Source organism: Pseudalkalibacillus sp. R45 (genome assembly GCF_052246725.1).
In the GTDB taxonomy this organism is placed as follows: Bacteria; Bacillota; Bacilli; order Bacillales; family Fictibacillaceae; genus Pseudalkalibacillus.
In genome coordinates this window covers 88,709-114,529 of sequence record NZ_JBQQCL010000007.1, presented here as the reverse complement: position 1 = coordinate 114,529, position 25,821 = coordinate 88,709, and the positions used below count along the sequence as shown (strand labels likewise).

The window sequence follows — 25,821 nt, the reverse complement described above, 5'->3', positions numbered from 1 at the left end:
AGTACACTCTACACTGAGATTCAGTTGCAATACTCTTTACCGTGATCTTCGAACATTTGACGTACCGAACGAGTCCATTCCGTTTCAGTTCCTTCAGGCTGGCGGAACATTAAATCCGGGTGAATAAGGTACCTCGTCTGGTTGCGCGTTCCTGTGATTAATACCGCGCCAGCACTTTGCAATTTCTTCATTCGCCCATTAACTAACGTTCTATGAATATCGGTTATTTCGGAAAGTCTCGTCGTTCCAATAAAATCAATTTCAGTCGGATCGCACGTCGGGATCTCACAAAGGTAATATCGCATATAATGGAAATACGGTAAGAAGTGATAAAGCATGCCGACATCCTCAAGCGATAGCCTATCGATTATCTCGCGTGTCTTTACGGTATACAGCTTCGTAAAATCTCGTTTTTCCAATTGACCGCCCATTGCGTGGAAGTTTCGATTGATAACGAATTTCTTTTCAACTACGGACAAGACGCCCACCTCCGTAAATTTATCGATATAATTATTTGCCGTTGGCCGGGTTACCCCGATAATTTTCGCGATGTCTCCCTTGCGGGCCGGTTTACCTTCGTACATAACAACGCCGTCGCTTTTGATTCGCAATTGCAAGAGTAACTTAATTAGCGCACCTGCCTCTGACATCGATAGTGCGCCAGCTACTTCACGCACTTGGTCGACGTATGATACGACGTAGTTGCGGCCGTGGTGGAATCGCTTTTTAAATCTCGAATCTATATATAGTTGGTTTCGCTCCATTTCCTTTGCGGTCGTTAGTCGGTCGCCAGGTTCGAGCCTTACTGCGTTGTAAACAAATTCACCTGTTTTCGGATCTATCATCGTTTCTAGTCGGTTCTTTTTCAATCTAATTACGCCCCTTTTTTGTAGTTTTTAAGAGCCTCGCTTAATTGCGGGCTATTTTGGAAGATAAATACGAGCTTGCCTTGAAACTTTTTTGACCTGTCTACGTCTACCATCGCGAAGCCTTGCGCCAATAAGTACCGCGCCATACCTAGCGATAAAATACATTTGCAGTCTGTGTTGTTCATTACGTCACCTCCTTTTCGTTGTCCGAATCGTTCTTCATGATAGTCGTCGTAATCAATCGACTGTTGCCAACGTTGCATTAGAGTGTCCATATTTGCGTCACCTCCTTAACCGGGAAAGACCCGAAAATACCCCTCACTTGATAATACGGATGAGATTACGTTTTCGCGGAAATTCAATAAAAACTTTTTCGTCTCTACAATGTCTAACGATATAAATCGAATTTTTTCACACTTTTGGAGCTATTATTTAATTCAAAACCAATCGGATAAAATCACAGGTTTTGTGATATTTTTTCTTTACATCCTATATGACGCCACCCGAACCCCTGTCTTCACACTTTTATGCAAAACAAAAAACACCTCGCAAAAAGGTGTTGTTGAGTAAACCGCCAACCACTCGGCCAAGAACGCAACCAACGCGATTGCCGTCGCGGGCTCCGGTGAAGGTCGAATGATTGTGAACCGCGATAGATGCGCTTGCCTACGGCGCACCGATCGGACGGATACGGTATTATCGTCGAAACTGGCGTCCTGCCTCGACTAGTTTTATCGTTGACTTACGAACGTACATTCGCTATAATTCAGATACGGGCGGTATCCGATTATTGCCGTAATCAGTACCGCCTAGTATAGGGAACGTTTGACGCTATATCTTCGAGTTAGGTCGTGCCGCCAGCACGGCTTTTCTCGTTACGCAACATCGTTGGCCCCATACGTTAGAATAAATCCGGCTAGGTCTTGAGCGATGTGCGCCTCGATCGATGAATAGTCGTAATCATCGGGGAACTTAAACTGCATCATTTCGACGTCACCTTCAAATTCGCCAGGGTGCGTTTCAGACGGTTTGACTTTGCCGAGCCAGCCGATATTCCACGAAGGATCCACCGTGATTGCGAGGTCGTCATTCAAGAAGTAACAATCGTAGCGGTCCACATACGTCTTTTGCTCATCTTGATAAAAGCTACTCACTACATAAGTTCCTACAGTTGCGGATACAGGTACTAAACACATTTTACATCGCTCCCTTTTGTTTTTGGATTGTCGATAAGCCGACTAGAATCAAATAACGTTCATGCATTGACAGACGCTTCCAATCACCTGCGCGAGTTAACATTCTATATCACCTCGTATCAGGTTAAAATTCGTGTCCTCGACCATGTGTTCGCGAGCCATACCAATAAGAAAATTTAATGCGCTGATCGATTGTAATTTTGTTGCGAGGATTTCGACCTCATTTTCAATATCAAGGGCGGTGTCTTCAACAATGCCGAGTATTACGTGGCCAAGACCGTCATAATTTGCGCTGCCATCAATGCCGATTAAATTGATATACTTTCCTGCGCGTACTATTGCGATTCGTGGCGCGATGATCCAACCGGGGAGCAATTCACTTTCTCCGCCTACGTTTAAAGTTATTTGATGTTTTATCAATTTGAATCCTCCTTATTTTGTGATTAACCTTAGTATATACTACATTTCGTATAAACGCAATACCGTTTTTATGTTTTTTAGTATATTTATTTATATTGCGGAATATGGTATACTAATTTTGAATAATGGGGAGGAATTATAATGTTTGGGAAGAATGATATAGAGGTATTGGATTTCCGCACTTTCGTAAAGGGGGATAATGGTAATACAAATGTATCACACCAAACACAAACGAAACTCGCTGCTTTAAGCGGGGGAATCTCTTCATTAACGATTCCAGCCATTACTTTCGCGCAAGGTACATTAACAGATGATACATTTAACAGAATATGGATTATGCTTCTCAATGTTGGAGACTGGATGTGTGGCGGGGTAATATTCTTCGCGGGAACCAGTTGGATGTTAGGACACCGATCGAAAGCGATTGAACTTTTAATATCGGGTGCATGTGGATACATCGTCCTTAGACACGCATTAGACATTCGTGACTTTTTAAAAACTATTTAGAATGGGGAGGACTAAATTGGCAAGGGTAATCAAATTACGAATCAAAGAACTATTGGAAGAACACGATCTAACTCAATTAAAACTCCATGAAATGAGCAAAGTACGCCAAGCCACTATTAGCGAAATGACAAGGAATGTTCGTGTTCAGGTCGATATACGAGCACTTGCTAAAATTGCAGACGCATTAGAAATAGACGATATTAACGACTTAATGACAATCGAAAAAGAATAAAAACCGCCTCTAGCCGGGCGGTCTTTTTGTGCGCAATATGTATTACATTACCTGCGAAATTTTAGCCGCTGCCCTTGCGGACAAACGGCTTAAGCTGATGCTCGGCGATGCCTTTACGCCCAGCTTATGCGTGCGATGTTCCGTTTATGCGTGTCCTCGTATAAAAAGATATTTTTCGTTCATACTAACGGTACACACACATCGAAAGGGGCTGACGAAATGCATATCGTTATCGGTTTTGTTGCTGGCGGTGCTATTGCGATCGTTCTCGAATTATTGGCGAAATAATCTCGGTTATTATTCGACCTTACCTTGCGTAGGGTCTTTTTCATTTTACGTCTAATATTTCCGCTGCATCTTTTCGGGCATTTACATAAAACTCCGCATCATCGTAATCAAATTCCACGTAATCGCGCATACTGGTTAGCGCCTGGTGTAACGCTACTTTATTGTGATCCATTTCTTCATCGCCAAGCCAGTCGTATGTTTCCTCGAATACATCGAGCTTACGTAATTCCGCTTCGGTTAGTTCCCGCGATTCATTGACCGCAGTCTCGACCGTTTCATAATAATCGATCCCGTCTTCGTACATATCCTTTTCTATTCCGTTTGTTGTCGAGCTGCATCCGACTAATACAATCATTAACGCAAATAGTAAATATTTCACTCGATCCCCTCCTATTTATTCGTTTATACGTTTATCATAGCAGAAAAGTTTCCAACGAATGGAAATAGATTTCTAACGCAAAAACAAACGCAATGGTAACGCAGGAAAATACTGGTTGACTTTTGCGAAAAATGAGTGTAACCTTATATTATAAAACATTACACTCGGAGGTAATCGAATGGCGATTGACAAACGCAAGGCTACACCGGCAGAACCTATCCGCAGTAAAAAAGACCGCGAACGCATGAAAGCTGCATTGCACGGTCGTAATCGATTATTATTCACGTTAGGCGCATCGGTCGGCCTGCGCATTAGCGATTTGTTGTCGCTCAAGATTGGCGATGTTCGTGGCAAGACATCCGTCAGGCTCACGGAAAAGAAAACGAAAAAGACTCGCGAGATACACCTGAATAAAGCCGTACAAAAGGAGCTCGCTACTCTTACGGGTCCAGACGATGAATACCTGTTTAAATCGCGTCAGGGCGGCAACAGACCGATCACACGCGTTCAGGCTTACCGGATCCTTAACGATGCGGCTCGTCGGGCTGGTATCGCGGATAAGATAGGAACGATAGGCACGCATACTCTTCGGAAAACTTTCGGATACATCATGTACGAGAACGGTACGGACATTACGCGATTGATGAAGATACTATCGCACAGTTCGCCGGAAATCACGCTCGATTACATCGGTATCACTCGCGAAGAAATAATCGAAGCATACGAGGCAGTCGAAATCTAATCGGCTGTCTTTTTTGTTGCCGCAAATGGACGGAGGTGGAACGGTAGATAATTGCGAAGGAAAAGGGTGCGTAAATAGTGCGACGTCGCACTATATCATCGAAAGGAGGTCCGCAAGATGGCGAGCCTTGCGGTTTTAAAATTTTACTGCGGAATTTTTTCTGCCTTCGGGATACGGAAATGAAATCCGCACCTACTGATTGCTAGGTCGGCGGGCGAGCGTATGCGGCCCTGGGGTGTACCCGTCTGCAATAAATCACGTACTTTTCGTAAGTAACTATCGAATCATAACGTTAATTAATATACGTTTTTATGAATAACGAGTTTAACCTTTTATCGTTTTGTTACGTTCATTCACGCAAAGGAACCGCATTAAATCAACGTTCATTGACGATAACGATTCGATTGTTTACCGTTTGCTTTTATGCATACGAGGAACCGCGCCACACCAACGATAGTACACACTATCGATCGGCTACCGAATGTATACGATATGCATAACCGATGTCAGTACGGTATATTCGAAGGGTGGGTGTTCGCTGGTGGTCGCGTCCGGCGGGCTTGCAGTAGGTGTAAGCGGTGAATATCGTCTATAACGTTAGCTTACGTAAAGTAAGTATATGTTCCTTTTCGGGGATAATAACATATATATAGGAATAGATACGTATAGTACCGTACACTACGCCAGTACGTAACACATATCGGATACATAACGCTTACATGCCCGCCTATTATTACGTTATATATCTAGGTTACTGAGCGGCGAATGCCTTTGGTACTTTCGACCGACCTCGGCGTCATTAAAATCTAAATACGCTTGCTGCGTTACTTCCACGCTCGAGTGCCCGAGAATCCGGCTCAACGTCGCCCAATCCCCGCCATTCAATAAATAATACTTCGCGAAGTTGTTTCGTAGCTGGTGCGGCTGAACTTCGATTCCAGTCAGTTGACCGTGCTTACGGAACGCCGTTTCGATATTCGGTAAGCTCATCTTATTGCCGCGCGTTGACGGGAACACATACGGACTATCCGTGTACCTGTCGCGATATTCGAGCCACGATTTGAGATTACGACCCATTTTCGGCGAGAAGTAGATAAACCGTTCTTTCTTATTCTTCGTGGTCGTAGAACGAAGCAGAATCGCCCCATTGCGTAGGTCAATGTCGGCAGGCACAATCGACAACAGTTCGCCGATCCTGCAACCGGAATCCAGTATCATTCGCGCGATAATCCAGTTCCGATATTCATGAAACTTCGACACATCGAACGACCTGAAGAACGCCTGCAACTCGTTTTCCGTGAGTAGTGCTTTGATTTTCCTTTGCGGCTTTATGCGTTCAATACCCTCGCAAGGGTTTTTATGTATGACCTTGTTGTTATGGAGATAATTAAAGAACGCGTTAATGTTCCTCTGATAATTCGCGAGTGTCGTTTCGCTTACCTGCTTGCCGTAGTCTGTCCGATTATGCGGCCGATTAAGCATAACGGTCTGATCGTTTGAAAACGCGTTGTATTTGCCCCTCTCGCGCACAAATGAAAAATAACTACGTACATGTTCCGACTTGACCTTTTTCGGCTCGGTTATTCCGTGCTGTTCGTACAAGTAACGTAAATACAGTCGCAATGTCTGGTCGTAACTGCGCATGGTTTTAGCCGACAATCCACGGCTTGTACAATCGTTCATGTAGCGATCCAGCTCGATTAAAAACGTATTCATAAATAAAACGCCCCTCTCAATCGGACAACCGATAAATAAGGGCGCTAGTAGACTTACGAAATAACGTTTATAGGTTTACGGTCATGTGTTTATCGCTATGTTTGCGGTATGAAACGGTCAGAAACCGCGCTATACAGCTTTATGCTCGATACGTAATTTATCAGCTACCATTGCAATGAATTCACTGTTTGTCGGTTTCGCTTTGGACATACTCACCGTATAACCGAAGAGATTCGAAATCGAGTCGATATTCCCACGGCTCCAAGCAACTTCAATCGCATGCCGGATGGCACGTTCAACACGCGAAGCTGTCGTATTGAATTTTTTAGCGATATCCGGATACAGGACTTTGGTGATCGACCCAAGCAATTCAATGTCATTATACACCATTGTAATAGCTTCACGAAGGTACATATACCCTTTGATATGGGCAGGCACTCCGATTTCATGGATGATGCTCGTGATGCTTGCATCAAGATTTTTCGGCTTATATTCTTTCGTAAATGATCTGGAAGCTGTAGTGGAAGTGTTCTTGATAAATGACTTTTTAGATCCGCTGATTTGACGAATTTGATTCGTTAGATTTTCCATATCAAACGGCTTCAAAATAAAATAGGATGCACCAAGTTCTACCGCTTTCGTAGTTACATCTTCCTGTCCGAATGCAGTCAGCATGATCACATTAGGCTTCGTGCTTAAATTCAAATCATGCATATTTTCAAGGACCGCAAGTCCATCTAAATGGGGCATGATGATGTCAAGCACTAATACGTCAGGCGTTTCATCTTCAAGTAATTCAAGACATTCTTTTCCGTTGTACGCTACACCAACCACTTCCATGTCTTCCTGTGCAGAAATGTATTCATCAAGAAGACCTACAAGTTCCCTGTTATCATCCGCTAAACACACTTTAATTTTTTGCACTACGCTGTTCCTCCTCATAAACTAAATCATTTTTCCTTTTTCTCTTTCAAAGTCTTATGTATGATTTCCACATACAAACCGCATTTCCTTTAATAATTTTAAATTTTTATCGAAAAATATTCTATCCTTAATCATGCTCTATTTTTCTTTGAATTTCGACCTTAAATCACATTTGACACCACGTTTTTTAGTGTTCTTTGTCGAATTATCTTTATTTTATTATATCAGATGCCGTAGATTATTCCGAGAACAAGTTAAAACACCAGAATGGAGAGCTTTTTTTACTTTGATGGATGTTGGAGAAATCTGCTCGGCACATTTGACGAATTTACATGTTTCAGACTGCTTTTTGTAAATTTCATTCCAATCTGAAGGACTGACGGTTCGTCGGTCCACCTCATTTTATGTTTTTAAACTTCTTCATGGCGTTTTTAGACGTTTTTGGAATTTATTAGACTTATTTTTGATTCTTTAGACTTATCCAAGAAGTATTTGACTTTGGCTCTTTTCTAAAAAAATTGTTGCTTTTGAGTTATTTTTAAAAAATCAGCTTTTGCAAGTTGATTGGAGAGGAAGGTGCGAGACTCCTGCGGGATCAGCGGGACAGGTGAGACCATTCAATGTCGCAAGGCGACGAGTGGGCTCACCGCACGCCCCGCGGAAAGCGAGCATCCTGGAGCGGAAATCAACGCCTTTCAAGAGGAACAAAGTTTGCGCAAACAGCATTGATTTTTGACTTGAATTTTTAGACATAGTTATTTTGAGCGACAGCATGTGTACTGTTTTTTTTGTGATTAGTCAGTAAAAAGAGGTAGGTTCACTCTATAAAGCAAAAAAAGGCGAGTCATCAACTCGCCACTTTATCGCCATTCCTATTCTCTTGGTAAATATTGATTCCGGCTTCTTGTAACATCCATTCGATATGCACTCCGTACCCTGAAGTCGGATCATTTACAAATACATGTGTTACCGCTCCAATTATTTTTCCATCCTGGATGATCGGACTTCCACTCATTCCCTGCACAATTCCGCCAGTGGCATCTAATAATTCCGGATCTGTTATTTTAACGACTAATCCTTTTGTTGCTGGGAATTTCTGAGGAACTGAACTTACGATTTCAACATCGTACTTTTTCACTTCCTCACCCTTCACGACTGTCAAGATTTCAGCATGGCCTTCCTTTACCTCATGGGATAATTTGATCGGCATTGATTTATCCATTATTCCATTACGAATCGGATTCTTCAGTTTTCCAAAAATACCATACTGCGTATTTTTATATATTGAACCGAGTATTTTTTCTCCGTTATTGAAGCGAGCAAGCTTTTCCCCTGGTCTCCCGTTTTTGCCTTTCTCGATGGAAGTGACTGTTGATTCGATGATTTGTCCATCATTGACGACAATCGGTTTTTTCGTATCCATATCTGAAATGACATGTCCAAGAGCACCATACTTACCGCTATCCGGATGATAAAACGTCATTGTTCCTACGCCAGCCGCTGAGTCACGAATGTATAGCCCAATTCTATAGCTTGCATCAGAGGCATCTTTCACTGGCGTTAATTTCTTTTGAAGTGTCTGTTCATTCCTTTTGATGGTGAGGTCAAGTGATTGTCCGGACTCTCCACTTCTTTTCACAAAAGGTCCTACATCACTTAATTTTTGAATGGATTTCCCGTTGATTGCTGTTATCATATCTCCGACCTGTATTCCAGCTTTTTCACCAGGTGAAACATCTCCATTAGAAGTGTCGATTAAATGATGGCCTACAACCAGTACACCTACCGTATTTAAACGCACTCCTATATTCTGACCGCCAGGAATGATCTTGAATTCAGGAAGCACCTTCACATTTACCTTTTTGACAGGTATATTCGAAACCTGCATGGTAACTTCAGCATCGCCATCTTCATTCGCCTCGATGGAAAAGGAGTGAGGGTTGTTTTTAACACTTCCAAGCGACAAAATCGATTCATTCTCATCTGACGAATGAACCGTAGCATTTGAATGATTCTGATCTATCGTTAATCTCTCTCCCTGGAATACGGTTATATCAGTTGGGACACTGAGATAGTCCTGAATCGGCTTTATAAAACCCAAGCTTATCAGGAACCCAAGGAGAAGAATGCCGATTATTTGTCTGATTTTAATTCTTTTCATTCAGTCACTCTCCTCATTCCTTACCCTACAACTTTTTTGGTTGCATTTATAATTTGACCTTTAGAGAGTGTTTCTATAACTATTCGTATAAGAAAAAGCTACCCTTAAATGGATAGCTTTTCATGAACTGATTTTTGCATCGTCTGCATACTGAATCATTTCCTTTGCATGACGCTTGGTCAAATCCGTTACTTCGACTCCCGAAATCATCCTGGCGATTTCTTTTACTTTTTCATCAAACGACAGTGGTTTTACGATGGTCAATGTCCGATCCTTTTTGATGTTTTTTTCAATATAAAGATGGCGGTCTGCCATTGCAGCAACCTGTGGCAGGTGTGTTATACATAGAACCTGTGAGCCTGCGGACAGTTTTTGGATTTTTTCAGCAATCGCTTGTGCGACTCTTCCGCTCACTCCAGTATCAACCTCATCAAAAATGATGGACGCAACTTCCTGTTGATTTGAGAATATCGCTTTCAAAGCCAGGATGATCCTGGATAACTCACCGCCAGATGCAATTTTCGCAAGAGGCTTCAAAGGTTCACCTGGGTTAGTGGAAATAAGGAATTCGACATCATCCATTCCATTTTTCGTAAAGTGTACAGCCTTTCCATCGATCTCGCTAGTGATAGTTGAAGTGCTAGTTGTCGGCTTAAAGGAAACCTTGAACGTCGTTTTTTCCATATAGAGGTCTTTCAGTTGTTGATGAATTTTCTTCTCCAACTTCTCTGCAATCTTTTTTCTTAGTATGGACAATTGTTTCGCTTCTAAGTATAAATCTTTTCCGATTTCGTTCATTTCTTCTTTCAAAACTTTAATACGATCATCCTTATTGGTGAAGGTATCAAGTTCTTCTTCAATACGTGAACTAAATTCCAAAATTTCTTCGACTGAGTTCCCATATTTCCGTTTCAATGTATTGATTTCATGCAGACGTTCTTCAATGACCTCAAGTCTGCCAGGATCGAATTCCATTGTATCAACATAATTCCGAAGCTGATGTGCTGAATCCTCCAGAGCATAATAAGCATTCGTCACAGCTTCTTGAATCGGCTTTAATTCAGAATCGTACTCTGAAACATCTTCAAGATGGCTCAATGCAAGACCTAAAACATCAATGCCTTTTTGTTCACCGTATAGAGCCTGATAAGCATCGTTTACAGATTGGTACAGCCGTTCGAAGTTGCTTAATCTTTGTTTTTCCTCTTGTAATTCTTCATCTTCATTTGGCTGCAGTTTTGCTTGATCAATCTCATCAAGCTGATATTGGATCAAATCGATCCGGTGAGCCATTTCCTGCTCATTTTCTGTCAATTGCATCAATTGTTTCTGCACATCTATGTATCGCTTGTACAACTGTTGATATTCGTTTAGAGTTCGCTTCAATTCAGCCGAATGATACTGGTCCAACAGAGTTAAATGTTTATCACTTTGCATTAAAAATTGGTGTTCGTGTTGACCGTGGATATCAATGAGTGATTGGCCAATTTCACGAAGAATCGCTAAGGTCACCAGTTTACCGTTCACACGGCAAATACTCTTACCGGAACTAGTCATATCTCGTTTAAGGACGATCATCCCATCAGCTACATCAATTCCAAGCTCAAGCGCTTTATTAATTACAGGATGATCTTCCCGAATATAAAAAAGTCCTTCAATCTCTGCACGATCCGTTCCATGCCGAACATACTCAGATGAACCGCGCCCGCCAATCAAGAGACCGATTGCATCAATAATGATGGATTTCCCAGCACCTGTTTCCCCCGTCAAAACGGTCAAACCGTCTTCAAACGGCACAGTTACTTCTTCAATGATCGCAAAATTCCTTATCGAAATTTCAGTAAGCATGTTTCCCCTCCTCCTAACATTACAACATATCTAAAAACTGGCGTGTAATTTCAGGGCTGTCCTGAGGAGATCGACAAATGATCAATATCGTATCGTCACCACAGATCGTACCCATGATTTCTTCCCAGTCAAGATTATCGATAAGTGCACCTACTGCATTCGCATTACCGGGTAAAGTTTTCATGACGATGAGATGATCGGTATGATCGATATTGATGAAGCTATCCGTCAAGGTCCTTTTCAATTTTTGTAACGGGTTGAACCGCTGGTCAGCAGGCAGACTGTATTTATACCGTCCATCCTGCATAGGAACTTTCACAAGATGTAATTCTTTAATGTCGCGTGACACTGTAGCTTGTGTCACATTAAAACCTGCATTCTTCAATCTCTCTACAAGTTCATCTTGTGTATCGATATCGAAATTCGTAATTATTTCTCTGATTTTTATATGTCTTTGTCCTTTATTCATCTGAATCACTCCACAAATTTATACACACATGTATATGCTTATCATATATGAAGAAGGGAAAATTGTACATCTTTTATGAATAAACATGAATATTGCTGTATATTGTGTTGTACCCGTAACGTTCAAATTATATACTTTTCCAAATCTGCATAGAAACAACAAGCCTTAGCACAGGTTGAACCAAGTGTTGGATCGCCCGCGGAAAGGTAGTGAATTTGGAAATCAACATCATTCTTTAAAAAAAGCCTTAAATAAAGGCTGTTTTCGCAAACTTTGTTGCTCTTGCACTTAAAGAAAGTATAAAATACTTTCTTCAGTATAAGGGCAACTAAGGCTCGACCTACAAAAGGCTTGGTCTCGCCAAGTTTTCTTTAAAAGTCGTTGATTTCCGCTCCAGGATGCTCGCTTTCCGCGGGGCTTGCGGTGAACCCACTCGTCGCCTAGCGACATTGAATGGTCTCACCTGTCCCGCTATCCTGCAGGGGTCACTTGCCTTGCTCTCCAATCAAGTTGCACAAGGTGAGTTTTTAAATATGACTCAAAAGCAACAATCTTTTAGAAAAGAGCGTAAATAAAAAAAGGGCGACCAAAATGAGTATTTTTGCTGTACAACATCCAATAACCACTGATGTTGAAGAGCATAAACTCATTTTCAGGTCATCCCCTCTCACTTTAGATCGACGGATTGGTTGATCAAAAACTCAATTGTCTCCAAGTCCGATTCAGTTGGTATGGAATATGTTTGTTGATAGGTTTCATGTCCTTTTCCAGTAATCACTACCCAGTCACGGGCTCCAGTGACTTCAAGCGCATGTTTGATCGCTTCCGTCCTGTCTGGAATAATGATCCCTTTCCTGCTTCCAACTGTTTCATTTAATTTTTCAAGCGTATTGATCATTTCATCTTCAGACACATCATTCAAATCATCCAAGGTCAATATGAATTGGTCGCTGTTTTCAGAAGAGATTTGAAGCATATCAACCCTTTTATCTGTATCCGCACCTCCACGAAAACCAAAAACATGGATGATTTTCTCTGCTCCATAGTCTTTCGCAGCCCTTAAACAATGCAAGATTGCATTCGCTGTATGAGCATAATCGATGACAACGGTAGCATCGTTTTGGTGTTTATAGATGTTGAACCGTCCGGGTACTCCTTCAAATGTTAATAGTGCAAATAAGATATTTTCCTTTTTTATATTGAATTGTAGAGCTGCTGCATACGCCATGCTTGCATTATAAAGGTTGTGGAGACCAGGCATATTGAAATCAATCTCGAAACTTGTCCCATTTTCACATACTTTCAAAGTCGAACTGTTGATCCCTTCGATGTAAAGGTCCGCATTTTTTGACTGTCCAATTGTATAGACATCTACTTCGTTTTTACGTAATTCATCCACAAGCTTACTTCCCCAAGAATCATCAGTATTGATAATTGCGAGGCCATCTTCTTTCATCTTATAGAAGAGCTTGGATTTTGTTTTGAAATAACGCTCCATCGTACCATGATAATTTAAATGATCGTGTGATAAATTTGTAAAAAGACTATAATCGAATTCGATCCCTTCTAATCGATGTTGTGATAAACCGTGGGAAGAAACTTCGAGAATCACAACTTGATCATTACTCTGGTGAAGTAATTCATTGAGTTTCAGTATACTTGGTGTTGTATTACATGTATCGCTTTCTATCCCATTTATAATATTTTTTATTGTGCCGAATAAACTGCAGGAAATCCCATTTGATTCTAAAAGATGTTTTAAAAGATAACTTGTTGTTGTTTTGCCGTTTGTACCAGTGATTCCAATCACGGTCTTATCTTTTGAAGGATCCTGGTAGAACCTTTTAGAAATTGCCCCAAGCGCTTTCCTGCTATTCTCCACTTTTATATAAGGGACAGGCAGACCAATAATATCTTCTTCCCCGATAATGGCTGCTGCCCCTTTATTAATGGCATCGTGAATAAACGAATGACCATCTGTTTTTTCACCTTTGATCGCAACAAATAAAAACCCGTCTTCAACATTCAGGGAAGTATCGGTTACCTTTTTTATTTGAGTAGAAGGCAGGCGTTCATAAAAATCTTCATCAACTATGTCTTGAACTAAATACTGTAAATCCATCAGGCTTTTTGCTCCTTAACAACTTTTGGCTTTGTATACCCTTTGGGGTCTTCTTCAAACGAAAAGTGAAATAAAAACTTTCACACATATCTGGTAAATAGTTTTTCCATATGTAGAATAAAAACCCCTAAAATAAACATTCGCAAGCACACTTTATTTTGAGGCTTTCAACCAAGTTAACATTTTTCAGTTCTCTTTGGTAAAAAAGCATTTTTTGCGACTTTCACTCCCAATATTCAGGTCATCCTGATGATAGAGCTAGAGAGGGACATTACGATATCACCGCTTATAAAACTTAACGGACACAGGAGACCTTATTTTGTCTTAACACCACCTCTTTTAGAAAATAGCGGACACCAGAGCTCTTATTCTAAGATAAACAGTATAAATCAACTGATTTTGTCGTAAATAACGGCTCTCCTGTCCGTAAGAATGGTGCTGTCATAAAAAATGAAACAAAAAAGAGCTGAATCCACATCAACTTTCATTAATGTTTGTCAGCTCTTTACTTTAAACTGCTTTGGAAGCATGTGCTTCTTCAACGACTTTTTCCGTATGACCTGTCCATTTGAGGACTGGCGACTCGTCATGTGCAGGTTTTTCCAGGTACAGCAAGAATTCGATGTTCCCTTCGCCGCCACGAATTGGAGAATATGTGCAATCTAGCACATGGTAGCCGCTTTCGTGACTGAACTTGATCATCCGGTCAACTACTGTCTGATGTATTTTCCGATCCCGTACGATCCCTTTTTTGCCTACTTCCTCTCGCCCTGCTTCGAATTGAGGTTTGACAAGTGCGACCACCTGTCCACGATGGACAAGAATTTCTTTCAATACAGGAAGGATAAGCTTTAAGGATATGAATGAAACATCAATCGTAGCGACATGTGGCAGACCATTTTCGAAATCCTCAGGTTTTGAGTACCTGAAATTCGTCCGCTCCATTACCCTGACACGATCATCATTCCTAAGCTTCCAGGCTAATTGATTGTATCCGACATCAACTGCATACACAAACTTTGCACCATTCTGTAGAGCACAGTCTGTAAATCCACCTGTCGAAGATCCGATATCGATCATGATTTTGTCCTTCACATCAAAATCAAAGGTTTGCAATGCTTTTTCCAATTTCAATCCGCCACGACTTACATAAGGAATTGGATTCCCTTTCAGTTCGATCGGGATGGATGTATCTACCTTTTGACCAGGCTTGTCCATTCGTTCCTGTTCAGAATACACAAGTCCAGCCATGATTGCCCTTTTGGCTTTTTCTCTCGTCTCAATCAATCCTCGATCGACGAGAATGACATCAAGCCGCTCTTTCTTTTTCATACTCAATAAGCCCTTTGCTGTTTCTTAGGAATTAATTGCGTTACACGCTCGATGACGCCTTCTGGTGTTAATTCGATTTCTTCTAATAATTCGGATACGCTGCCGTGTTCGATGAATCGATCTGGGATCCCCATCCGATCGATTACTGCATCATGTATACCTAGATCATGAATGAATTCTAGAACCGCGCTTCCGAAACCACCTTGAAGAATGCCCTCTTCCATCGTCAGTATAGGAATCCGCTTTGTCACAAGTTCGGTAATCATTCCATTATCCAGCGGTTTGATGGATCTGGCATTGATGACAATTGCTGATATACCCTGCGTTTTAAGCTTCTCTGCTGCTTTCATAGCAACAGGGATCATCGTACCGACCGCTAAGATCGCAATATCTTTACCTTCCTTCATGACTTCCCACGTTCCGATTTCAATCTTTTCCAATTCTTCATCCATAGGTACACCAAGCCCTGTCCCTCTTGGAAAACGTACTGCAATTGGTCCTTTATCATATTCTGTAGCCGTATACACCATATGTTGTAATTCATTTTCATCTTTTGGATTAAGAACGACCATATTTGGTAAATGACGCAAGAACGAGATATCAAAGACTCCTTGATGCGTTTCACCATCTGATCCTACCAAGCCCGAACGGTCAACTGTAAAAACGACGTTCAGATTTTGTCGGCAAACATCGTGTATAAGTTGATCGTATGCACGCTGCAAGAAGGTTGAATAGATAGAAAGAACAGGTTTCATCCCTTGCGTCGCCAGTCCTCCCGCCATGGTTGTCGCGTGCTGTTCAGCAATACCAACATCATAAAGCCGATCAGGAAATTCCTCTCCGAACGCCTCCAGTTTAGAACCGACTGTCATCGCAGGTGTCAAAACCACGAGTCTTTCATCTTTTCGAGCAATAGTCCTGAGTGTTTCAGATACGACCTTGCTATACCCAGGTCCTGCTACAGCAGGTTTGATGAAGTCCCCAGATTCAATCTTATAGGGTCCCGGACCATGCCATGTCCCAATCGCATCCGTTTCTGCAGGTTTATACCCTTTTCCTTTTTGCGTTAAGACATGGACAAGTACTGGTCCTTTCGTCTTTTTCGCATATTTGATATTTTCAGTCAGATCATCAAGATTATGCCCATCAACAGGCCCCAAGTACGTAAACCCGAGTTCTTCAAAGAAAATACCTGATACGAGCATGTATTTGAGACAATCTTTTAATCGTTCTGCAGTCGAAGCAAGTCGCCCTCCTGCTGGAACCTTTTTGATCAGTGATTCGAATTCTTCTTTAACCCGTTTATATTTCCCAGCAGTCCTCAATCGTCCTAAAACGTTATGCAGAGCACCTACATTCGGAGCGATTGACATTTCATTATCATTCAGAATGACGATCAGATCTTTTTGTTCGTGACCAATATGGTTTAAAGCCTCTAAAGCCATACCACCTGTAAGGGCTCCATCACCGATAACAGCGATAATATCTTCATCGGTCCCTTTCAGGTCACGGGCAGTAGCCATTCCCATTGCAGCAGAAAGTGAAGTGGAACTATGTCCTGTTTCCCAGACATCATGACCACTTTCTGAGCGTTTAGGAAAACCGCACAACCCTTTATATTTTTTTAGCGTATCGAATTGTCCAGCTCGTCCGGTCAAAATTTTATGGACATACGCTTGATGTCCTACATCCCAAATGAATTTATCTTTTGGGCTTTCAAACAATTTATGAAGGACTAAAGTTAATTCAACTACCCCTAGATTCGGACCTAGATGCCCGCCAGTTTTAGAAATCTTTTCAATTAAAAAAGTGCGGATGGTCGATGCCAACTCTTCTAGCTGTTCCCCATCCAGTTTCTTTAAAAATTTAGGATCTTTGATTGATTCCAAATTCATGGAACATCCTCACTTTCCTTTTGTATTGCGTTTAAGTTTATTTCCGGCGGGCTGAGAGATCAATTGCTTTAACTTTAATCTTTCCTCAAAGAAATAGATTACTCGTCCTACCTGAAAAATAATGGAAGTGGAGAAATGGATGGCAAATGATTTACCAAATGCTTTTCCACCTACAGTAAGTGCTGCAACAACACTCGTAAAAACAATTGATACAGTATATTGAAATCCAGTCGCATCATCCCCGCCGAAGGCTTGAGTCAATTGTACGATGACTACTGCAGATGCGGTACCGCTTATTATACCAGAAATATCTCCGATTACATCGTTACAAAAACTTGCTACACGGTCAGCATTCCTGCAAATCGAAATCGCTTGCCGGGCACCCTTTACTTTCTCAGATGCCATCGCATGGAATGGAACTTCATCTGATGCTGTAGCAGCCACTCCTATAATATCAAATATTACGCCCATTAGCACAATAAGAAATACGATGACCATTCCTATTGCCCAATTGACACCTTCTAAGGAAAAAGTTGAAACGACTGAAAAAATAGCCGCTAACACTAGCGTGATAACGGCGATTCCAGTACTCCATTTTAGGGATTTATTGAATACTTTATTCATGTGTACTCCTTTAAAATCTTCTATCAGTTAAGTTAAATAGCATCTAATTTTGCTTTGAATTTTCATCTATGTATTGTGGAGTGGTCATTCAAAGAGTAAACACTGCGGCTTAGGTCCAGTAGGTTTTCCCAGGGAGGTACCTGTGCGTTGCCACACTGGAGGTTTCCCTTTAATCCTCCCTTGGCGTTGTCACCAATCGCCAGACTAGATTACCACTTAGTCCGCACTATAATCCCCTTTGAATGTCACATGGAACAGTCTAGGAGTTTTCCTCGGCAGTCTTTACCATTCCCTAGCCTCTTTCGCAGAGTCGATTTCATATGGTATGGAATCCTTTCCAGCGGCCAACCGGAAATTCTTCCTCATCCATAATCCCCTCAGACTCCACTCAAGGCAGGCTACGCTGCTCACCAGTAGTTTCTAGCGACCGAAAAAACCAGTGAAAACAGGTTTATAACCCCAGTTCGCAATAAGGTATTAGCACGCAAATCGCAAAGTTGAGGTCCTCCGCGGCAGAAGGGTCAACGCCCACATGCCATTGTGGATCGCCCTTCTGCCTTAACTCCCAGTGTAGACCCAAAGCTGGGCGCTTCGAGCCTATACAAGGAACTTCATCGATGTGCCCTTTGGCGGATTTTTAGGCCCGCCCTCAGAAATGGGAGACTGACTAGAATACTGCACCACTCCTCATGTAATTATAATATACCACAGAATTGTTTATGCCTCAACGATTCTAGTGGTCCCTGCTGATCATATAGTCAGTAAAATGTTCTAACCAATCATGTTTGATTCCCGCTCTGTATAGGTTCTGCTTTGCACTGGCCACTTCCTTTAACAACTGGTCTTTAGCACCAGAAATTGTCAATAAATGCGGGTATGTACTTTTGTTATTTTGAACGTCGCTGCCGATCGGCTTTCCGATCTTTGATTCATCCCCTTCAACATCTAAAATGTCATCCTGGATTTGAAAAGCGAGTCCTAGATGATGAGCAAAATGAATGAGATGATCCAATTGTTGCTTCGTTCCCCCTGCAATGCGTGCGCCTGCATATATTGAATACCCTAGAAGTGCTCCTGTCTTCCTATGGTGAATCTGTTCCAATTCACCAAGAGAGAGGGACTTGCCTTCGCCTTCTAAGTCAGCAGCCTGTCCGTCAACCATCCCTTCAGGACCTGCAGCCTTTGAAAGTTTTGTGATCAAATCGATTTTCAAGTCATTATTCATATGTTTCGAACCGGAAATCACTTCAAAAGCGTAGGTAAGCAATGCATCACCAGCAAGGATCGCCATAGCTTCTCCATAGATTTTATGATTAGTAAGATTGCCTCTTCTGAAATCATCATCGTCCATCGCTGGTAAATCATCATGGATCAGTGAATACGTATGGATCATTTCAACAGCACATGCGGCATCCAGACCAACCTGACTATCCTGTTCGAATGATTCAATCGTCATGAGCAATAAGGTGGGACGAAGCCTTTTCCCACCTGCTAAAATCGAATAAAGCATAGCTTCTTTCAGCCCACCATGCCCTTGAATACGATCCACTTTAGCTGGCAATGCTTCATCTATCAAATTTTTCTTATTTTGAAGGAGTTGTAAAAATGTATCCTTGTCCAATCTTAGTCTTCCTCCTGTATCGTAAATGGTTCTGTTTCACCATTTTCCTTCAATAACTCATCCATCTGCTTTTCCACATGCTGTAATTTATCATGACAAAGTTTAGAGAGCTTCATTCCTTCTTGAAACAAGCGAATCGACTCTTCAAGAGGGACATCTCCTTCTTCTAACTTTCCGACGATATCTTCAAGCTCCAGCATCGCTTCTTCAAAGCTTTGTTCATTATTTTGCTCTTTTTCTTCCATTATTTCTCACTCTCCTCAAGTCCCCAAACTTGGCAATCCAGCTTTCCGTCTTTCAATCTTACAGAAACCTGATCACCTGGTTGTACTTGTTTTACACTTTTGATGAGATTGTCGCTTTTCTGGTCATATGCCAGGCTATAACCACGCTCCATGATACTTAACGGGCTAAGTGCATTCAGCTTTCCGATTTTGTTCTGAAAAACAGCATTTTTCAGCTCAATCTGGTTACTCATTTCCTTTTTCAACATTCTGATCAGAACTTGATGTTTCTCTTTGGATCGTTCGAAAAGTTTTTCTGGATGGTTTCGATCCAATCGGCTTCTAAGCTGACTAACTCCCTCAGCTTTTCTCTCAAACGTTCTTGAACGTGATTTTTGCAACCGATCCATAATCCGATCTAGATCCTGCTCTTTCTGTTTCACTAGCTGCATCGGGTATTTGAAAGCGTAGGATTTTTGATGTCTGTCTAATTCATTACGTAAACGTTTCACATGCTCCGTAATAGCTCTTGTAAGTCTGAGCTGACGTTGGGTAACTCTCTCCTGTAATTCGTCAATATGAGGTACAGCAAGCTCAGCTGCTGCTGTAGGAGTCGCTGCACGGATATCCGCCACAAAATCCGCAATCGTGTAATCTGTCTCGTGTCCGACTGCAGAGATGATCGGGATGATCGAATTGAAGATGCTACGTGCAACCATTTCTTCATTGAAAGCCCATAACTCTTCAATCGAACCACCGCCACGACCAACGATCAAAACATCCCACTGTGCCTGTTCATTTGCAAAGTCAATTGCTCTGGAAATACTAGGAGCTGCATTTGGACCTTGTACGAGAACAGGAATCACAGTTACTTTCGCAATCGGAAAACGCCGTTTGATTGTGGTCAATACATCTCGAATCGCTGCACCTGTCGGCGATGTTATAACTCCTATACGTCTAGGGGTTGCGGGAATTTGCCTTTTCCGTTCAGGAGCAAAAAGACCCTCTTGATCAAGCTTTTTCTTCAATTCTTCAAATGCAAGAAACAAGTTCCCGATTCCATCAGGCTGCATCTCTTTAACATAAAGCTGATACTGCCCATGTGGTTCATAAACGGAAACTTCGCCACGAATCAGAACCTTCATCCCTTCTTCAGGACGAAATTTCAAAAAACGATTGTTTCCGGCAAACATGACCGAGTTAATCCTACTGTTTTGATCCTTTACGGTAAAATACATATGCCCCCGACTATGGTGCTTCACATTCGAGAGCTCACCGCGAAGCCATATGTCTTGTAATTTCCCGTCCATATCAAATTTCCGTTTTATATAGCGTGTAAGTTCCGTAATACTAATATAAGGATCTCGTTGCATCAATGAACACCTTCTATTTGATGACTCCACTTCGCAGATAGGATTGTGTTTTGAAGGAGCATTGTGATGGTCATCGGACCTACTCCCTTCGGAACCGGAGTGATATAGGAAGCGACTTGTTCTGCTTCCTCAAAATCAACATCACCTGTCAATTTCCCATCGTCTTTACGGTTGATGCCAACATCTATCACTACAGCCCCAGGCTTGATGAAGTCTTTACCGACAAAATGCATCTTACCTACAGCAACAACGAGTATGTCTGCTTGTTTCGTAATTTCCTTCATATTGGCTGTCCTGGAGTGACAATATGTAACAGTGGCATTTTCATTTAAGAACAGTTGACCTACAGGCTTACCAACGATATTACTTCTTCCAATGACAACCACATGCTTTCCTTCAATTGAAATATCTTTCGCTTTTACCATTTCAATGATCCCGTAAGGTGTACATGGTAAAAACGCACGTTGTCCAGTCATCATCCTTCCAATGTTGATCGGGTGGAAACCATCAACATCCTTTTCTGGTGAGATTGCTTCTATGATTGCCGTTTCTGAGATATGTTCAGGTAATGGTAATTGAACGAGAATTCCATGACATGCATCATCATGATTATATTGGGTAATGATTTCAAGCAGTTTCTCTTCCGAGGTATCTTCAGAAAGTTCAACAAGCTTTCCGTTAATGCCAACCTGCTTGCACGCTTTTGTTTTTCCTCTTACATAAGATAAAGAAGCTGGATTATTCCCTACGATGATGACAACCAATCCAGGAATGATCCCTTCATTTCTCAGTTTATTTACCTCTTCCTTCATTGCGTTCCTTTTGGCTTCTGCAATTTCATTTCCCTTGATAAGCTCTGCAACCATCTCTATCCCCTCCACTATTGGATCGTTTTGCTTATTTTAGAAAGTACTGCATTTACAAAGCGACCAGATTCATCTCCTCCGAATGTTTTTGCCAGATCTATTGCTTCATTGAAAGTAACTTTCATCGGAATGTCTTCAATATATAACATTTCGTATACAGCTAGTCTCAAAACAGAGCGGTCTACATTTCCAATCCGGTCAAAACTCCAGTTTTCAAGGTGTTCTTTAATAAGAGCATCAATTTCTTCCTTATGATCCGTCGTCCCTTCGACCAACTGGACCAGGAATCCATCACGTTCTTCGCCTTCCTCCAGAACATGCCCGATCGCTTCCGAACGGTCTAATTGACTCACATCTATTTGAAACAAAGACTGTAAAGCCTTTTCTCTTGCAATCCTTCTTTTCATTTCATGATACTTCCTTTCATATCTTCTCTATCTGATGATAGCACAGAGACCGTTACCTTTACAGCATACACATTTTCAAACCATTATAATCGCAATAAAAAACTGACCCAAAACGGGCAAACTTCTCTTGTTTTCAAAATAGATCGTCATTCAGAGAAGTCTGACACATGTTCTGAGTCAGTTCGTCATTTAAAATTCCTGATCTTCTTCAAGTGCAGGATCCACTTTACCTTCAAACTGGACACCTACTACATGTACATCGATACGATTTGGCTCTAATGCCGTCATCGTGTGCAGGGTAAGACGGATATTTTCTTGGATCTTTTCAGCTGTATCTGGAATCGATACACCAAAATTCATCGTTACGAAAACATCGATGTTGATCCCTTCTTCGGAAAGTTCCACTTTAACACCTTTACCCAGTGATTTCTTACCGAAACGTTCAACCACACCTGTGGCGAAGTTTCCACGCATTGCAGAAACACCTTCCACTTCAGTAGCAGCTATACTAGAGATCACTTCAATTACTTCTGGTGAGATTTCAACTTTTCCAAGGTTTGCATCTTTTTCTTCCATTTCAAATGTTTGATAATCGTTCATTACTACTCACCTCCATTTGAAGTCGATTTTGATGTCAAATCGTAGTTCTCTAAAAATTTAGTATTGAATTCCCCGCTATTGAATTTCTCATGTTCGAGTAATCGGATATGGAAAGGAATCGTTGTATCGACCCCTTCGATGACAAATTCACTTAATGCACGCTTCATACGTCGAATTGCTTCTTCACGAGTTTTTCCGTAAGTGATGAGCTTTGCAATCATTGAATCATAATATGGTGGGATGAAATAACCTGGATAAGCAGCCGAATCGACACGTACACCTAGTCCGCCCGGCGGGAGATACATTTCGATTTTACCGGCAGATGGCATGAAATTCTTATCCGGATTTTCAGCATTGATCCGGCATTCGATCGACCATCCTTCAAACTTGATATCTTCTTGGCTGTAGGATAAGCGTTCACCGCCAGCTACCCGGATCTGTTCTTTGATCAAGTCGATACCGGTAACCATTTCAGTCACAGGATGCTCAACTTGGATCCGAGTATTCATCTCCATGAAATAGAAGTCACCTGTATTGTGATCAAATATGAATTCTACCGTTCCGGCGCCGGAATAATCTACAGCTTTCGCTGCACGTACAGCTGCCTCTCCCATCTCTTCCCGTTTCTCGGGGTCTAGTGCTGGAGATGGGGTTTCTTCAAGAAGCTTTTGTAAACGGCGCTGGATCGAGCAATCACGTTCACCTAAGTGAATGACATTCCCATGATTGTCACCGAGTACCTGAATCTCTACATGGCGGAAATCTTCAATGTATTTTTCAATATATACACCAGGGTTTCCGAAAGCTGAAGCAGCTTCTTGCTGGGTCATATTGATTCCTTTTACAAGCTCTTGCTCTGTACGGGCTACACGGATTCCTTTTCCTCCGCCCCCTGCAGTCGCCTTGATGATTACAGGGTATCCCATTTCTTCTGCTAATTCAATCGCTTCTTCCTTGGATCCGATAATTCCTTCAGAACCTGGTACAATCGGTACTCCAGCCTCTTTCATAGTGGTTCTTGCTACATCTTTCGTCCCCATACGATTGATGGCTTCTGGGCTCGGTCCAATGAAGGTAATGTTACACTCGGCACAGATTTCAGCAAAGTCAGCATTTTCGGCTAAAAATCCATAGCCCGGATGAATTGCATCAGCGCCTGTCAGGGTAGCGACGCTCATGATGTTCGTGAAGTTCAAATAACTTTCCTTTGCAAGAATAGGACCGATGCAGTACGCTTCATCAGCTAGGCGCACATGCAATGATTCTTTATCGCCTTCTGAATATACGGCGATTGTTTCTATATTCATTTCTTTACAAGCTCGTATGATCCGGACAGCAATTTCTCCTCGGTTCGCAATGAGTACTTTTTTAATCATTTCAATCACCTTACTGTTTTTTCACAAGGAATAGTGGTTGTCCATACTCAACGAGCTGTCCATTCTCGACAAGTATTTCTACGATTTCACCATTCACTTCAGCCTCGATTTCGTTGAACAGCTTCATCGCTTCAATGATACACACGATCGAGTCGTTTGATACCTTGTCCCCTTCTTTCACATAAGAATCTTCATCTGGAGATGGAGACGCATAAAATGTACCGACCATTGGAGATTCAATTTTATGTAAGGATCCATCGTCCACTTCTTTTACTGGTGCTTCTGTTTCATTTTTTGTTTCAGCCTTTGCTTCCACTGGTTGTGAATTTGACTGTGGTGCTGCTTCTTGAGCTGGTACTGCAGGTGCTGCTTGAGGTGCTTGTTGTACCACAGGCTGCTCTGCTCCGCCTTTTTTCAAAGTGATTTTCGCACCTTCTTCTTCATATTCAAATTCATTGATTGATGACTGATCGATCAATTTGATCAATTCTCGAATTTCTTGTATTTTGAGCATTCTTTCCACTCCTTCAGTGTGTCTATTAGTCTGTATTCATTATAGCATAATTCAGCACATCTAAAACTTTATCACCTTACTATGTGAGCTGGTGCTAATTCGTTTATATCATATCATAATCCATTTGAGGAGGGTACCGATTAAAATTTATGGGTAATTCCTTTGGATTTTTGAGTATGAGGGAACTTAATTAGTGATTTCTTTCCCTGTCTCACTGTTTCTGGGCAACTATTTGGCGTCAACTTTTAAATTTAGTCTTTCTTAATTTTCGTAGTTGATTTTTATACGAAATTCACAACACTCCTGCGGGATCAGCGTGCCTACTACCTGAATAATCTTCTCGCAAGGCATGCGACGAGTGGGCTCACCCCACGCCCCGCGGAAAGCAAGCATCCTGGAGCGGAAATCAACGACTTTTAAAGAAAACTTGGCGAGACCAAGCCTTTTGTAGGTCGAGCCTTAGTTGCCCTTATACTGAAGAAAGTATTTTATACTTTCTTTAAGTGCAAGAGCAACAACGTTTGCGAATACAGCCTAATAAAAAGACAGCCCTTTAGGACTGCCTCTTCTATCGACCTATAATCATTTTTTTGCTACTTGGAATTGGACAGCTACATGCTTGTCGCCAAGTTGTTCTTGGGCTTTACGCATGATTGCGTTCGCTTCACTTTTGCTTAGTTCTTCATCAGCGCGGACGATGATCTGAACTTCAGAATCCATTGTATTCACCAATACATCTTCATACCCCATACTCTTGATCAATGTTTCGAGGGTATCTTCCTTCATGCCCAGTTCCTGTAATTCCTCCAACTGGCTTAAAGCTTGTGACTGGACTTCTGCTGAAACACTTGTGGAAGCCAGAACTTCATTGTATTTTGCTTGTAGCTCTGAACGCTTATCCTGGATTTTCATACGAAGCTCTGTGAACATTTCATCACTGTCCACCTCAGTGACAACAGACTTGCCATTGGTTTCTTCTGCACTTTCTTTTTTATCCTCATCCTGTGCAGCAAGGTCAGTTGGCGATTGTTCTGGTGTTGTGATGTAATACACCGATAACACGATAATCAAACTCAACATCGTTAATAACCAAACCGTTTGTTTTTTCAATAACAT

Annotated in this window: 28 protein-coding genes; 5 read left to right on the top strand and 23 right to left on the bottom strand. The window is 41.7% G+C overall.

Annotation, left to right across the window (positions count from 1 at the left end; translation table 11 throughout):
* Positions 1 to 20 precede the first annotated feature (20 nt).
* The 4 genes from ACTWQL_RS13795 to ACTWQL_RS13780 all read right to left on the bottom strand — a co-directional run bounded on the left by ACTWQL_RS13795 (position 21) and on the right by ACTWQL_RS13780 (position 2,485).
* Entirely contained in the window at positions 21 to 869 is an 849-nt protein-coding gene (locus tag ACTWQL_RS13795; protein WP_443143010.1) for a hypothetical protein, read from the bottom strand.
* Positions 870 to 874: 5 nt separating this feature from the next.
* A complete protein-coding gene (locus ACTWQL_RS13790; RefSeq protein WP_443143009.1) occupies positions 875 to 1,144 on the bottom strand; it encodes a DUF5659 domain-containing protein in 270 nt (89 codons plus the stop codon).
* 600 nt (positions 1,145 to 1,744) lie between these two features.
* Positions 1,745 to 2,065 (bottom strand): hypothetical protein, encoded by a 321-nt coding sequence (locus ACTWQL_RS13785; RefSeq protein WP_443143008.1) that lies wholly within the window; start codon positions 2,063 to 2,065, stop codon positions 1,745 to 1,747.
* Positions 2,066 to 2,161: 96 nt separating this feature from the next.
* On the bottom strand, positions 2,162 to 2,485 hold the full coding sequence (locus ACTWQL_RS13780) for a hypothetical protein (RefSeq protein WP_443143007.1): 324 nt from the start codon (positions 2,483 to 2,485) through the stop codon (positions 2,162 to 2,164).
* A 141-nt stretch (positions 2,486 to 2,626) separates the two neighbouring features.
* Between ACTWQL_RS13780 and ACTWQL_RS13775 the strand changes: the two genes are divergently transcribed.
* The 3 genes from ACTWQL_RS13775 (at position 2,627) to ACTWQL_RS13765 (ending at position 3,512) form a co-directional block, all read left to right on the top strand.
* Complete coding sequence (locus ACTWQL_RS13775) at positions 2,627 to 2,992, top strand: glycosyltransferase (RefSeq protein WP_443143006.1); 366 nt, start codon at positions 2,627 to 2,629, stop codon at positions 2,990 to 2,992.
* Positions 2,993 to 3,008: 16 nt separating this feature from the next.
* Positions 3,009 to 3,224: a helix-turn-helix domain-containing protein gene (locus ACTWQL_RS13770; RefSeq protein WP_443143005.1), complete on the top strand. Its 216-nt coding sequence runs from the start codon at positions 3,009 to 3,011 to the stop codon at positions 3,222 to 3,224.
* A 135-nt stretch (positions 3,225 to 3,359) separates the two neighbouring features.
* Positions 3,360 to 3,512, top strand: coding sequence for a hypothetical protein (locus ACTWQL_RS13765; RefSeq protein WP_443143004.1), 153 nt, complete (start codon positions 3,360 to 3,362; stop codon positions 3,510 to 3,512).
* A gap of 40 nt (positions 3,513 to 3,552) precedes the next feature.
* On the opposite strand, the gene ACTWQL_RS13760 is transcribed toward ACTWQL_RS13765, so the two are convergent.
* A complete protein-coding gene (locus ACTWQL_RS13760) occupies positions 3,553 to 3,891 on the bottom strand; it encodes a hypothetical protein (protein WP_443143003.1) in 339 nt (112 codons plus the stop codon).
* Between the two features lie 178 nt (positions 3,892 to 4,069).
* On the opposite strand from ACTWQL_RS13760, the gene ACTWQL_RS13755 reads away from it, so the two are divergent.
* The gene (locus ACTWQL_RS13755; RefSeq protein ID WP_443143002.1) at positions 4,070 to 4,633 is read left to right on the top strand and encodes a site-specific integrase; all 564 of its coding nucleotides are present in this window, start codon (positions 4,070 to 4,072) and stop codon (positions 4,631 to 4,633) included.
* Between the two features lie 738 nt (positions 4,634 to 5,371).
* On the opposite strand, the gene ACTWQL_RS13750 is transcribed toward ACTWQL_RS13755, so the two are convergent.
* From ACTWQL_RS13750 to ahrC, 5 genes are all read right to left on the bottom strand, one after another.
* On the bottom strand, positions 5,372 to 6,349 hold the full coding sequence (locus ACTWQL_RS13750; RefSeq protein WP_443143001.1) for a tyrosine-type recombinase/integrase: 978 nt from the start codon (positions 6,347 to 6,349) through the stop codon (positions 5,372 to 5,374).
* A 129-nt stretch (positions 6,350 to 6,478) separates the two neighbouring features.
* Positions 6,479 to 7,291, bottom strand: coding sequence for a sporulation transcription factor Spo0A (gene spo0A, locus ACTWQL_RS13745; protein WP_443143000.1), 813 nt, complete (start codon positions 7,289 to 7,291; stop codon positions 6,479 to 6,481).
* A gap of 829 nt (positions 7,292 to 8,120) precedes the next feature.
* On the bottom strand, positions 8,121 to 9,434 hold the full coding sequence (gene spoIVB / locus ACTWQL_RS13740; protein ID WP_443142999.1) for a SpoIVB peptidase: 1,314 nt from the start codon (positions 9,432 to 9,434) through the stop codon (positions 8,121 to 8,123).
* A gap of 120 nt (positions 9,435 to 9,554) precedes the next feature.
* On the bottom strand, positions 9,555 to 11,282 hold the full coding sequence (recN, locus tag ACTWQL_RS13735; RefSeq protein ID WP_443142998.1) for a DNA repair protein RecN: 1,728 nt from the start codon (positions 11,280 to 11,282) through the stop codon (positions 9,555 to 9,557).
* A 19-nt stretch (positions 11,283 to 11,301) separates the two neighbouring features.
* Positions 11,302 to 11,751 carry a transcriptional regulator AhrC/ArgR gene (gene ahrC / locus ACTWQL_RS13730; RefSeq protein ID WP_261129380.1) on the bottom strand — a complete coding sequence of 150 codons (450 nt, stop codon included), beginning with the start codon at positions 11,749 to 11,751 and terminating at the stop codon, positions 11,302 to 11,304.
* Positions 11,752 to 12,200: 449 nt separating this feature from the next.
* Between ahrC and ACTWQL_RS13725 the strand changes: the two genes are divergently transcribed.
* The gene (locus ACTWQL_RS13725; RefSeq protein ID WP_443142997.1) at positions 12,201 to 12,326 is read left to right on the top strand and encodes a hypothetical protein; all 126 of its coding nucleotides are present in this window, start codon (positions 12,201 to 12,203) and stop codon (positions 12,324 to 12,326) included.
* Between the two features lie 92 nt (positions 12,327 to 12,418).
* Here ACTWQL_RS13725 and ACTWQL_RS13720 read toward each other — a convergent pair whose 3' ends face one another.
* From ACTWQL_RS13720 to ACTWQL_RS13660, 13 genes are all read right to left on the bottom strand, one after another.
* A complete protein-coding gene (locus ACTWQL_RS13720) occupies positions 12,419 to 13,873 on the bottom strand; it encodes a UDP-N-acetylmuramoyl-L-alanyl-D-glutamate--2,6-diaminopimelate ligase (protein WP_443142996.1) in 1,455 nt (484 codons plus the stop codon).
* Between the two features lie 510 nt (positions 13,874 to 14,383).
* Positions 14,384 to 15,205: a TlyA family RNA methyltransferase gene (locus ACTWQL_RS13715; RefSeq protein ID WP_443142995.1), complete on the bottom strand. Its 822-nt coding sequence runs from the start codon at positions 15,203 to 15,205 to the stop codon at positions 14,384 to 14,386.
* 2 nt (positions 15,206 to 15,207) lie between these two features.
* A complete protein-coding gene (dxs, locus tag ACTWQL_RS13710; RefSeq protein ID WP_443142994.1) occupies positions 15,208 to 17,100 on the bottom strand; it encodes a 1-deoxy-D-xylulose-5-phosphate synthase in 1,893 nt (630 codons plus the stop codon).
* 9 nt (positions 17,101 to 17,109) lie between these two features.
* Complete coding sequence (locus ACTWQL_RS13705) at positions 17,110 to 17,724, bottom strand: hypothetical protein (protein ID WP_443142993.1); 615 nt, start codon at positions 17,722 to 17,724, stop codon at positions 17,110 to 17,112.
* 733 nt (positions 17,725 to 18,457) lie between these two features.
* The gene (locus ACTWQL_RS13700) at positions 18,458 to 19,345 is read right to left on the bottom strand and encodes a polyprenyl synthetase family protein (protein WP_443142992.1); all 888 of its coding nucleotides are present in this window, start codon (positions 19,343 to 19,345) and stop codon (positions 18,458 to 18,460) included.
* A gap of 2 nt (positions 19,346 to 19,347) precedes the next feature.
* Positions 19,348 to 19,590 (bottom strand): exodeoxyribonuclease VII small subunit, encoded by a 243-nt coding sequence (locus ACTWQL_RS13695; RefSeq protein ID WP_443142991.1) that lies wholly within the window; start codon positions 19,588 to 19,590, stop codon positions 19,348 to 19,350.
* Positions 19,590 to 20,942 carry an exodeoxyribonuclease VII large subunit gene (gene xseA / locus ACTWQL_RS13690; protein WP_443142990.1) on the bottom strand — a complete coding sequence of 451 codons (1,353 nt, stop codon included), beginning with the start codon at positions 20,940 to 20,942 and terminating at the stop codon, positions 19,590 to 19,592. Before xseA ends, ACTWQL_RS13695 begins: the two co-directional genes overlap by 1 nt.
* Positions 20,942 to 21,808, bottom strand: a complete 867-nt coding sequence (folD, locus tag ACTWQL_RS13685) for a bifunctional methylenetetrahydrofolate dehydrogenase/methenyltetrahydrofolate cyclohydrolase FolD (protein WP_443142989.1) — start codon at positions 21,806 to 21,808, stop codon at positions 20,942 to 20,944. Before folD ends, xseA begins: the two co-directional genes overlap by 1 nt.
* Before the next feature lie 14 nt (positions 21,809 to 21,822).
* Entirely contained in the window at positions 21,823 to 22,215 is a 393-nt protein-coding gene (gene nusB / locus ACTWQL_RS13680; protein WP_443142988.1) for a transcription antitermination factor NusB, read from the bottom strand.
* Positions 22,216 to 22,404: 189 nt separating this feature from the next.
* A complete protein-coding gene (locus ACTWQL_RS13675) occupies positions 22,405 to 22,815 on the bottom strand; it encodes an Asp23/Gls24 family envelope stress response protein (protein WP_443142987.1) in 411 nt (136 codons plus the stop codon).
* A 2-nt stretch (positions 22,816 to 22,817) separates the two neighbouring features.
* Entirely contained in the window at positions 22,818 to 24,191 is a 1,374-nt protein-coding gene (gene accC, locus ACTWQL_RS13670) for an acetyl-CoA carboxylase biotin carboxylase subunit (protein ID WP_443142986.1), read from the bottom strand.
* 10 nt (positions 24,192 to 24,201) lie between these two features.
* Positions 24,202 to 24,705: an acetyl-CoA carboxylase biotin carboxyl carrier protein gene (gene accB / locus ACTWQL_RS13665; protein ID WP_443142985.1), complete on the bottom strand. Its 504-nt coding sequence runs from the start codon at positions 24,703 to 24,705 to the stop codon at positions 24,202 to 24,204.
* 582 nt (positions 24,706 to 25,287) lie between these two features.
* A complete protein-coding gene (locus ACTWQL_RS13660) occupies positions 25,288 to 25,821 on the bottom strand; it encodes a SpoIIIAH-like family protein (protein WP_443142984.1) in 534 nt (177 codons plus the stop codon).